Source organism: Snodgrassella alvi (assembly GCF_002777855.1).
Lineage (GTDB): Bacteria > Pseudomonadota > Gammaproteobacteria > Burkholderiales > Neisseriaceae > Snodgrassella > Snodgrassella alvi_E.
On sequence record NZ_MEIK01000040.1, the window covers coordinates 230,082 to 242,378 of the forward strand.

Annotated in this window: 7 protein-coding genes; 2 read left to right on the forward strand and 5 right to left on the reverse strand. The window is 41.1% G+C overall.

Translation table 11 applies throughout. From position 1 onward, the window contains the following. Nucleotides 1-6: 6 nt before the first annotated feature. The 3 genes from BHC43_RS10085 to BHC43_RS10095 form a co-directional block, all read right to left on the reverse strand. On the reverse strand, nt 7-1,125 hold the full coding sequence (locus tag BHC43_RS10085; RefSeq protein ID WP_100140447.1) for a porin: 1,119 nt from the start codon (nt 1,123-1,125) through the stop codon (nt 7-9). Nucleotides 1,126-2,060: 935 nt separating this feature from the next. Next, complete coding sequence (locus BHC43_RS10090; protein WP_100151780.1) at nt 2,061-3,179, reverse strand: porin; 1,119 nt, start codon at nt 3,177-3,179, stop codon at nt 2,061-2,063. A 500-nt stretch (nt 3,180-3,679) separates the two neighbouring features. Continuing rightward, nucleotides 3,680-6,418 (reverse strand): Rne/Rng family ribonuclease, encoded by a 2,739-nt coding sequence (locus BHC43_RS10095; RefSeq protein ID WP_180297480.1) that lies wholly within the window; start codon nt 6,416-6,418, stop codon nt 3,680-3,682. A 564-nt stretch (nt 6,419-6,982) separates the two neighbouring features. On the opposite strand from BHC43_RS10095, the gene BHC43_RS10100 reads away from it, so the two are divergent. Beyond that, nucleotides 6,983-7,972 (forward strand): RluA family pseudouridine synthase, encoded by a 990-nt coding sequence (locus tag BHC43_RS10100; protein WP_100157301.1) that lies wholly within the window; start codon nt 6,983-6,985, stop codon nt 7,970-7,972. A 33-nt stretch (nt 7,973-8,005) separates the two neighbouring features. On the opposite strand, the gene galU is transcribed toward BHC43_RS10100, so the two are convergent. Together galU and BHC43_RS10110 are read right to left on the reverse strand one after the other, a co-directional pair. Next, nucleotides 8,006-8,887, reverse strand: coding sequence for a UTP--glucose-1-phosphate uridylyltransferase GalU (gene galU, locus BHC43_RS10105; RefSeq protein ID WP_257378020.1), 882 nt, complete (start codon nt 8,885-8,887; stop codon nt 8,006-8,008). 156 nt (nt 8,888-9,043) lie between these two features. After that, the gene (locus BHC43_RS10110; RefSeq protein WP_100157303.1) at nt 9,044-10,690 is read right to left on the reverse strand and encodes a dihydroxyacetone kinase subunit DhaK; all 1,647 of its coding nucleotides are present in this window, start codon (nt 10,688-10,690) and stop codon (nt 9,044-9,046) included. A 453-nt stretch (nt 10,691-11,143) separates the two neighbouring features. Between BHC43_RS10110 and sppA the strand changes: the two genes are divergently transcribed. Continuing rightward, nucleotides 11,144-12,100, forward strand: a complete 957-nt coding sequence (sppA, locus tag BHC43_RS10115) for a signal peptide peptidase SppA (protein ID WP_100157304.1) — start codon at nt 11,144-11,146, stop codon at nt 12,098-12,100. Nucleotides 12,101-12,297: the final 197 nt, after the last annotated feature.

Consider the following 12,297-nt stretch of genomic DNA (forward strand, 5'->3'; position numbering starts at 1 on the left):
CCTGGATTAGAATGTGTGTTTTAAGCCAACACCAAAGGCGGTAGTTTTGTCTTTACCATTGCTTTCGCCGTTACCTTCGCGCAACCAGCCTGCTTGTACGTTAGCGGTTGTACTTTTAGAGAATGCATAGTCAGCACCAAGTACAACCTGATCGTATTTAGTATTTTTCTCTTTGGTACCGTTAATTTTTACATCCCAGCCATGAACATAGGACAATTTCGGGAAAATATTACCAAAGTAGTAACCTACTGTCAGAGCAGCTTCCTGACCCTGATTGTCCATAGTCAAGTGATGGTCACCAACATCAACTTTTTCTTTTGTAGCCGGATCTACGATACTCAGATTGTTCAGGCCACGGAAGTAAGAGCTGGTATTTTTGGTGTATTGATAGCCCACACCAACAAACAAGTTGTTAGCATCGTAACCGCCTTCAATACGGTGTACCTGTCCATCTTTCATATCTTTTTTTAGACCATCTACTTTAACAGCAGAGTTTTTCAGGTAATCAAAACCATATTTGGCAAAATAACCAGCATTCTGATAATTCACTCCAACGCTATATTTATCGCCGGAGCCAATACCATGATCGTATTCAGCATTGCGATCGCCGCCATTAACGTTATCACGTGGAGAATATAAAGCGCTTAATTTGAAGCCAGCAAACTCTGGAGAATTGTAAGCAATACCTACATAACGTGCTCCAGTACGGGTAAATTTACCCAAACCTAAAACCTGGTTGTTGTATTCCCAAGGATCCACTGCATCCATATTGGCCTTCATGGCATTACTGATGCGACCAGCTCTGACCGTACCGAAATCCCCTTGCAATCCGATGAAAGAGTCACGGTTAGCCCAACCATCAGCTTTACCATCATTGTTACCCAAATGAATAGCAGATTCTACCTGCCAAATAGCTTTCAGACCGTTACCTAAATCATCAGAGCCTTTAAAGCCAATTCTTGAACCATAGTCAGCAATACCATTCTGGTATGGACCACGGCTTTCTCCACTGGTTTTAGTAGAAGAAGTTTCATAGCCTGCTTTCATTTGGCCGTACAAAATAACCTCTGCCATAGCAGCAACCGGTAATGTAGTTAAAGCTAAAGCAATCAGGGTTTTTTTCATTACTGTATTCCTAGTTTCAACGTCAATAATACAAACTTCAAAAACCAAATGAAGCGCTTTTGAAGTTTTAGATCAATCGTCAAAATGACGAGTGTGCGGAATATAAAGGTCGGATATTAAAAAAGCAAACCACCAGATTTGTTTTCCAGCATGAGAAAATTCTACTGGTAACTGATTAAGTAAAATACGTATAAATAAATATCAGAAATGTTTTTAAATAGTCGTAATAACCTTTGAATTGATATTTAGATGCACTGATTCATGCATTATGTTCACACTAATCACCATCTAAAGTATATTTTTAGATATTTGAAAATTTTTATTTAGAAAAGTCAGTTACAACACTTTTATTACGGTTTTTGATAAGCAACATTGAATCTTTAGCTGATACTTAGGCATATATTAAAACTACAAAGTGCTTGTCAGAAAATTCTTATATATAAATCGTTGCTGATGATTAACTACTATTCAATATAAATTTGTAGATTGCAATTTTTATTACATATTAGTAAGTAAAATTGATTGAGGAAGAAATATATTCTCTTTAATTGACAATATAAAAATTAAATATCCCAGTACAGAAAATAATGACCATTCAGATGAAAGATTTACATGAAAAATCATTAAATATACATAGACACTTTCTTATTGTACTAATGATTTTATATTGAAGTTACAGTACAGCCTTTAAGTGTGGATAAGCTTTTCTATTTTCAAAATTCTAATCAATATTTATTCTTATATTACTTGATGAATATAACAACTACTAATGAATAAAGAAACTATTCGATCTACTATGCTCTACAATAGATATTCTGACTGATAGATTTAATAAATAAATTTTATATAAATTAATCCCCGACTAAGAACAGTTTTTAAGTGTTCTACTGTCGGGGATTAATTTTAAATACTAATCAGTATGTATTAACAACCAATTAGAAAGTGTGTTTCAAGCCAACACCAAAGGCAGTAGTTTTGTCTTTACCTAAGCCTTCGCCGTTACCTTCACGCAACCAACCAGCCTGTACATTAGCGGTAGTGCGTTTAGAGAAGTCATAGTCAGCACCTAACACAACCTGATCGTATTTAGTGTTTTTCTCTTTAGTACCATTAACTTTTACATCCCAGCCATGAGCATAAGAGATTTTCGGGAAAATGTTACCAAAGTGGTAGCCAACAGTCAGAGCGGCTTCCTGACCCTGATTGTCTTCAGTCAGTTTGTGATCACCAACATCAAGTTTTTCTTTAGTAGTTGGGTTAACGATACTTAGATCATTCAAACCACGGAAATAAGAGCTGGTATTTTTGGTGTATTGATAGCCAACACCAACAAACAAGTTGTTAGCATCGTAACCACCTTCAACACGGTGAACCTGACCATCTTTCAGGTCTGATTTCAAACCATCTAATTTAACAGCAGAGTTTTTCAGGTAGTCAAAACCGTATTTAGCATAGAAACCAGAGTTGTGGTAGTTCAAACCAGCACTGTATTTGTCACCAGAACCGATACCACGCTCGTATTCTGCGTTACGATCGCCACCATTCACGTTGTCACGTGGAGAGTACAAAACGTTGAAGCTGAAACCAGCCCATTCTGGAGAATCATAGGCGATACCAACATAACGAGCATCGGTACGGGTGAATTTACCCAGACCTAACGCTTCATTGTTGTATTCCCATGCATCTACAACATCCATATTAGCATTGATAGCATTACTGATACGACCAGCACGGATAGTACCGAAATCAGTTTGCAGACCTATGAAAGAGTCACGGTTAGCCCAGCCATCAGAACCGCCATCACTATTACCCAAATGAATACGGGATTCTACCTGCCAGATAGCTTTCAAGCCATGGCCAAGGTCTTCAGAACCTTTGAAGCCGATACGTGAACCATAGTCACCAATACCATTCTGGTACGGGCCACGTGATTCACCGCTAGATTTAGTAGAAGAAACTTCATAGCCTGCTTTCATTTGGCCATACAAAACAACCTCAGCCATAGCGGCAACCGGCAAAGTGGTCAAAGCCAAAGCAATCAGGGTTTTTTTCATTGCTGTATTCCTTTTCTATGTCGAAAAAACAAACTTCAAAAACCTAATGAAGAGCTTTTAAAGTTTTGCATTAATCGCCGCGTTAGCGATTTCATGGCTGTCAATATAATGCTTTAGTTGCAAAAAAACAAATTCATTTGCAAACACACAACACTTTTAGCAACCTGTACCGCGACAAATAACAGTTAATCCACTATATAATTCAATAAAATCATATATTTATTTTGATAATAATACATTAAAATAATTTATTATTCTTTTTTAAAGTGTTGTAGTTTTTCAACACATTAATTGAAATAAATAATTATATTGGGCAGTTGGCATGTTATGAATCAGACAAGTCTTATGTATTTTGCTACTGATTTTATCACTAGGTAGTTTTCACCATACTTTTAACTACCAAAATCGTCAACCCATAAAGACACGCCGAAATTCTGCCCGTTTCGCTAAGTCTTATTAAACGAGCAGAATTAAGATTATCAAGTTCAAGATAAACAAATCTATATTCTAGTTTCAATCTGTTCCAGTTTGACAGGTGTGCCTTGCACTGCGTCTGGTTGACTCTGTAATCTATCTTTGCGTCGTAATTTAGATTGAGTGGAACTTTCACTATTATCGGAGACAATAATATTTGTACTGGTTTCAACCAGTATCAGCCCACCCAAATCGGCAATTTGAGATAATTCTATATTTGCTGTTTCAGAGCTGCTTACAGTAAGCTGATCGGCCTCTGGTTGTTTAGTTTGTACGGCAGATGCCGTGCCTAATTTTACCGGTTTATCATTGGTCGTAGAATACTGAACTGATTCCATCTGAGCCAGAACATGGGTAATCACATTCTTAGCTTGTGCTACTGCCTGCTGTACCAAGATATTGTCATCTATATCCGGATGAGTTGGCTGTACTGTGCAATCAGCGGCTTGATTTCCGATATTTTCAGGATGAAGTACGTGCTCAGTAGTCTGCTGCACTTGCGCTGCTATGGCATGGATATCAATATTGCGGCAGATTTTACGTGCTGAAATGATGTAACTGCGTTTTTTCTTACCATTCTGTCGCCGGCTGTTTTTATCTTGCCGTGATTTATGGCGTTCATTTTTTGCCTCTCCGCCCGACAAGGTAATAATCAAGGGATCAGTTATCTGAGTTTTGTCAATTAATTCAACATTATTTACTTCCTGAGCTGGAAGTTCATTTTTGCCAGAAGTACGCTGACGACGACGGCGAGAATTATTTTGCTCCTGTCTGATACTATTGCTTTCCTGACTGATTTCGGGTGCTGTTTCCGTCTGAGATGCGTCATATTTGTCAGAACGTTTTTCTTCACGACGATTACGCTGATCATTTGCAGTACGAACTGCTGCTATGTGAGTTGCTTGTGTTTTATTTTCAGAATGATGCTCGCCTTTTTTAGCTATTTCGGCATTTTTAGAGAGACGGCTAGTGCGCGACTGTCGACGATCATGTGGCTGATTTTTCTGCTGTCTGGATTTAATAGTTCTTTCAGCATGAGAAGCGCTTGGCGAAACTGGAACGGCTGGTTTTGCACTGAAAAGATTACCCAGCCATCCTGAAAGTTTTTTCCACATACCCGGTGCAGTATCTTTTTCTACAACTACCTTCTCAATAACCGGAGCCGGCTGGGTATGATGTATCCCTTTCACTGCTGCTTCAGGTCTAACAGGTTTGTTCTGTCCAATTGAAAATGGTAGTTCACCAATGTTTTCAGGTTCCTGCACTTGATGGTAACTAGGAACTGTATTTTCTTCTATGTTATCAGTACGAACACGGGTAACACTGTAATGCGGGTTTTCGAGATGAATATTCGGAATCAGTAACACGCATACATCCAGCCGCTCTTCCAATCCGAATAACTCAGCACGCTTTTCATTTAAGAGAAAAGTAGCCACATCTACCGGTACCTGTACGCGTACTTCGGCAGTGTTATCTTTCATTGATTCTTCCTGAATGATGCGGAGAATGTGTAATGCTGTTGATTCAATACTACGAATGGAACCAGTACCGGCACAGCGCGGGCAGATGGTATGGCTACTTTCACCAAGAGAAGGCTTCAGACGTTGTCGCGATAATTCCATTAAACCAAAACGCGACAATTTAGCCATCTGTACCCGTGCACGATCTTTTTTTAAGGCTTCGCGCAAGGTGGTTTCGACATCACGCTGGTTTTTACTATTCTCCATGTCTATGAAATCAATGACAACCAGTCCGCCAAGATCACGTACACGCATCTGACGGGCAACTTCTTCGGCTGCCTCCATATTAGTTTTGAATGCTGTATCTTCTATATCCGCTCCACGGGTGGCTCGAGCAGAGTTTACATCAATGGATACTAACGCTTCAGTATGATCAATGACGATGGCACCACCGGACGGGAGGGCAACTTCACGGGAAAAAGCAGACTCAATCTGCTGTTCAATCTGAAAACGAGAAAAAAGCGGAGTATGGTCAGTATAATGACGTAAGCGACTGATATATGCCGGCATCACATAGGACATGAACTCACGGATCTGATCATATACTTCCTGCGAATCAATCAGTATCTCTCCAATATCAGGCTGGAAGTAATCGCGTATGGCACGAATAAGTAGTGAGCTTTCCATAAACAGCAGATAAGGTTTGTTGTGCTGTTGTGCGGCCTGCTCAATGGCTCGCCATAGCTGTACCAGATAATTTAAATCCCATTGCAGTTCTTCTGTACTGCGACCAATACCGGCAGTACGTGCAATCAGACTCATACCACGCGGGGTATCCAGCTCACTCATAGCCTGCTTGAGTTCCTGCCGATCTTCACCTTCAATACGGCGTGACACACCGCCACCACGAGGATTATTGGGCATCAATACCAGATAGCGTCCGGCCAGACTAATAAAAGTGGTTAGCGCTGCACCTTTGTTCCCTCGCTCATCCTTTTCAACCTGTACGATGACTTCTACGCCTTCAGACAATACATCCTGTATACGCGCCCGTCCACCTTCATAATTCTGAAAATAGCTGCGCGATATTTCCTTGAAAGGTAAAAAACCATGGCGATCTGTGCCATAGTCAACGAAACAAGCTTCCAGTGAAGGTTCAATGCGAGTAATGATACCTTTGTAGATATTGCCTTTGCGCTGTTCCTTACCCAGTGTTTCGATGTCAAGATCAAGTAGACTTTGTCCATCTACAATGGCCACGCGCAATTCTTCTGCCTGCGTGGCATTGAATAACATTCGTTTCATGAATACCTCGTTATGTGCACTGACGAGGCGTTGTAATTAGTATTTGACACCCGTAGCCTTGCCGATTGTTTTATATACGGCAAATTAAGCAGGCTTTCATCATAAAGAAGGTATAAAGAGCGTTTTGACTATTCAGTATCATTATGCTTTCTGAACAGCATGTACCGGATAATTTTACAAACAATCCAAGCACTTAATCGGGGTAGCCAGTCTTCTGTTATTCAGTCAGGTGCTTGGGCTCAGTAGCGGCTGCGTTATCCGGTTTTGTCATGCCCGATGACGTCTGAAGCCGTGGCTTGCCACCTGATGGAGTCAAACTTAATCACTAACCCTTGCTGCCGAGGGCTGGTCAGCAACATGGGGAAATACGCCTGCAACAGTGCGTTTTTCCAGTAAATACGTTAACATTTCATTGTTTGCAGCCAAAAAACGATTACATGCATTTTTCAGCTCCGGGCCAAATGCGCCTTTTTTTATGGTTCAGTTTTGTTTGCCGTCAATACTTACGGCGAAAACAACTGATGACTTTTATTTATTTATAAAAGCTTACGGATTATAAGCAATATGACGGTTTTAAGCAAAGATTCAGTGCAGTTTTTATCTGTCGGTGCCGAAAGTGCTGGACAGCGACTGGATAATTATTTGATACGGGAATTAAAAGGTGTGCCAAAAAGTCATATCCAGCGCATCATCCGCAGTGGTGAGGTTCGTTTGAACAAAAAACGCTGCAAAGGAACTGACCGAATTGCTGTTAACGATGAAATCCGTTTACCACCCATTCGTGTTGCCGACAGAATGGCTTGTCTTGATTATTTAGCAATTCCTGCATATGAGTTTGAAATCATTTATGAAGACGATGTTTTACTGGTTATAAACAAACCATCCGGCGTAGCGGTTCATGGCGGTAGCGGCGTTAGTTTTGGTGTTATTGAGCAGCTGCGCCGTGCCCGTCCTGAAGCACGTTATCTGGAACTGGTACACCGGCTGGATAAAGACACTAGCGGATTGCTTATGATTGCGAAAAAACGCAGTGCTTTGGTTAAGTTGCACGAATCAATCAGACAAAACCATCCACACAAGGTCTATCAGGCACTTGCGGTTGGATTTTGGCCAGAAAAAGTACAGCATGTAAAACTCCCTCTTATAAAATACACTGGGGCTCAGGGTGAAAAAATGGTACGTGTTACCGGCAATAATCAGGAAGGTCAGCGTGCACATACTCTGTTTCGTGTATTGCAAAGATTTGCAGGACAGCAGCTATACACTACAGGAATTAAATCTCTTACCTTGATGGAAGCTACGTTGAAAACAGGCCGCACTCATCAAATACGTGTACATATGCAATCGCAACAGTGTCCGATTGCTGGTGATGAGCGCTATGGAGATTATCAAATAAATAAACGCCTGCAAAAAGCAGGGTTGAAGAGAATGTTTTTACATGCATCTGAATTAACACTGCCTCATCCGGTCAGTGGCGATATATTACACCTTATCGCCCCTTTACCAGATGAGTTACAACAGTTTTTGCTTAGCTTACCATCTGTTCCAGATTAGGATTATCCGCCCACATTTAAACGACTTCGGTTTTTAAAATGTTTGCTGTTGTAACCAATTTTTGAGCTGAGCACCACATTTGTCATGTCGCAGGCTGTATTCTATAAATGTTTTCATATAACCAAGCTTATCGCCGCAGTCATGTGAATAGCCCTGTATAACATATGCATCTACTGCTTCCTGCTGCATTAATGCAGCTATAGCATCCGTCAGCTGAATTTCACCACCTGCCCCAGGCAATGTTTTTTCCAGTAGCGGCCAGATACTGGCAGAAAGCACGTAGCGACCAACGACAGCCATATCAGATGGAGCCTCATCCAGCGCAGGTTTTTCAATAATGGCTGTCATAGCTATACTACATCCCTCCTCGGCCTGTTGCTGTTGACAATCCACTATACCGTACTTATTTACTTCACTCATCGGCACGCGCTCAACCATAATCTGGCTACGTTCTGTTTCTCTGAAATGCTTTACCATCGCTGCCAGATTATCTGTTGCCAGATTGCAGGCACTTTCATCTATAAGTACATCAGGCAGTAAGACGGCAAATGGTTCGTTACCAATCACAGAACGCGCGCACAACATAGCATGACCCAGTCCTTTTGCTTCACTTTGTCGTACCTGAATAATTTGAACATCAGGAGGCAACACAGCACGAGTTTCTGCTAATAACGCAGTTTTACCCTTGTTCTGTAACTGCGTTTCCAACTCAAACGCGGTATCGAAATGATTTTCAATTGCGGTTTTAGAAGCATGGTTAACCAGCACAATTTGCTTAATTCCTGCTTGTGCACACTCCTTTACGATATACTGAATTAACGGTTTGTCTGCCACCGTTAGCATTTCTTTAGGGGTGGCTTTTGTAGCCGGCAACATTCGAGTTCCTAAACCAGCAACTGGGATAACTGCTTTCATTTCTTTTTCCATTCTTGCAAATCAATCACATATATGACGTTCACGAGGATAACGATTCGTGGTTAACTTATAATATAAATATTGTTATATATTATTTGAATAATAAGTAATTTTTATTGGTTGAAAATTTTTCGCGGTTAAATATATATAGTTCGACTATTTATTATCCAATTCAGTCAATACAGTAAACACCTCAGCCACAGCCACTGCACCCGGATCAGGTACACTGACTAAATTCTGTTTATTAACATAAGATGAACGTCCAGCTCCGGCTTTATGCATATCTGCGGTTTTATCTGCACCCTCTCTAGCAGCTTGTACCGAAGCCTGAATACCATGTTGTTGCCAGCTTTGCAAAGCCGGCTGTAAAGCATCAATCAAAGTACGGTCACCCAAATCGGCACCGCCATAATGTTTCATCTGTGTCAGCCCGTTCAACAATGCTTCTATCAGCGTACTTCCCTTTTGTAAATGCTGTCCGGCAGCAGTGAAGAAAATAGACATCAGCACCCCGCTTGACCCCCCCATGACTACTGCAAGTCGCTCACCGATACACAGTAATAACTGGGGCAAATCGTTAAGTGGCAACTTCTGCTGTGTCAGCTGCTGTGCTATAGCATGAGCACCATGCGCAAAAGTGGTACCTGTATCACCATCACCCACTTTAGCATCCAAAGCATTAAGTCGACTTTCCAGTCCAATCAGTTTATCTGTTATAGCTGTAATACAAGCAGCAGCCAGAGCATTTTCAGATGGCTTGTATTCAGACTGCTCTAACACAGGCTGGCAAACAATCGTTTTTAAAGGTTTTAAAGCAACCGGCTTCTGCCATCCTTGTGTTTCTACCGGAGCATTCAGTGCCTGAACAAAATAATCACTCAATCTAAGTACAGAAAGGGAGAAACCTTTCATATCCAGCGATGTAACCAGAGGAGCAGGACCAATCAGCCAATCAGTCTGCTCACTGATGGGGGAATGTGCTACTTCACGCGTTAGCAAAGCCATTTCCAGAGATGACACTCCACCGAGATTATTGATCAAAACGGCAAAACGGCCCTTACCAGCCGAATGCTGTAAAGACTTCACCAAATTATCGATAAGAATTTTGCTGTTTTGAGTATTAACCACCGACGCACCAGGTTCACCGTGTATACCTAATCCAAGCTCAACCTGCCCGTCTTTGATCCGTGTTTCTTCCATACAGTCTGGTAGATGACATGTTTGCATGGCCAGACCAAGACTCCAAAGATTATCACAAGCCTGTTGAGCCAATGCGCGAACCTGTGCTAGTGACTTTCCTTCCTCAGCAGCATAACCTGCAATTTTGTGAACGAGCACCGTGCCTGCCACACCGCGTGGCTGGCGATTTTCCGGCAGGGAAATATCATCAGCCACAATGACCATTTCCACTTTCAAGCCATGGCTTTTGGCTTTTTCTGCTGCCAGTCCAAAATTTAATCTGTCCCCAGTATAATTTTTCACAATCAGCAAACAACCCTGTTCACCAGTGACCGCTACAATTGCGTTAAACACAGCATCAACACTCGGGGAAGCAAACAAATCACCGCATACAGCCGCCGTTAACATACCTTTGCCCACAAACCCAGCATGAGCCGGTTCATGTCCCGAACCACCGCCGGAAATTACAGCTACACGGCTTTTATCCCAGTCATTGCGAGCCACTATTCTGATAGCCGGATCAGTATCCAGCTTGACAAGATTGCCATGTGGTGCAGAAATCACCAAACCTTCAATGGCTTCATCAATTAATTGTTTACGATTGTTAAAAAAGAATCTGGACATGATTTTCCAAAATGATTATGAGTATAGACAACAGGCAATATTCGAATCAAAAATTCATAAGATCAAAAAAATATTTACTGCTTTCCTTATATCGAACTTCATTGGCATTTAAAGCAAGATTCTTATCAAAGTCTAGATATACAAATTTAATATACTGAATCCATTATTTTCTGCCACAGTAGTATCTTGCTTTAATTTATATTGCCTTTTTTAAGCGGCGGTTCTAAATCTAACTGTGCAGACACGCTGTTTGCAAGACTATTATAATGTACGGCGATGGTAGGATAAAGTTTAGCCTGCAATCCAAACACGACAAAAGCATACTAAAAAAATAAATTTCGGCTATAATTTTACTTAATAACTGATTTAAATGATTGGATAATAGTGACTGAACCGGCTTAGCCTAATCATTTAAGCACACATATATCAGCATCAAAACCTGAGAATAAGCAGATGAAAATCAATATTAAAGGATCAGAACCAGCTGGCTCAACGCCCGAGGGCAGCAGCTGGGAACGCAATTTGTTAGAAAAACTATTGCTTGAAGTATATCGTGAGCAGCGGCGTAACCGAATCTGGCGCTGGTTCTGGCGTCTTCTATGGCTTCTGATTTTTATCTTGGTTATTGCTTCTTCAGGCAGCAGTAAGCCAACCGGTGCGCATACAGCGGTTATTAATTTGGAAGGCACCATCAGCAGTGACAATAATCAGGCCGATTTATTACGTAAAAGCCTGAAAGAAGTGTATAAGAACAAAAATGTCAAAGGAATTATTATTCGTGCTAATAGCCCCGGCGGCTCGCCGGTTATTTCCAGCATCGCATATGAAGAAATTCGATACTTTAAAGCCAAGCACGCCAGCATACCCCTATATGTTGTAACTGAAGATATGTGTGCTTCCGGTTGTTATTACATTGCCAGTGCCGCAGATAAAATTTATGCAGACCCGTCTAGTTTGGTCGGCAGTATTGGAGTAATTGGCAGCAGTTTTGATTTTACGGGATTGATTGATAAACTGGGCATTAAACGCCGGGTTAAAATTGCCGGCAGTAATAAAGATATGGGTGACCCTTTTGTTCCCGAAACACCGGAACAGGCACAAATCTGGCAACAGATGTTGAGCAGCATTCATGAACAGTTTATTCAGGCTGTACAACAAGGAAGAGGCAAACGTTTGAAAATTGCTGAAAATCCAGATATCTTCAGTGGCCGTGCATATACTGGAGAAGAAGCTAAAAAAGTGGGCCTGATAGACGATTTTGGCAATGTATATACTGTCGCACGTGATGTAATCGGTGCACCTGATTTAGTAGATTACACTGCTGAAACCAGCTGGGAAAAACGTTTTAGCAAAAGTATTGGCAGCACTATGCTGCAAAACATCCGCGGCATGACTGATCAGCCTTGGTAAATGCCATTAGATATAATTGCAAATCTTTTGTAAAACAAATTATGCCCGTTTATGTTCGCTACAACTATTGAGAAACATAAACGGGCAATTTTTTAGGCGTATCCTAATTAATACAATAGGCAATTTCCTTTTCAAACACGCGCTTTGTATCACCAGCCAGCTAACTTGAAATATACCTAATTAAATGATTTATTTCA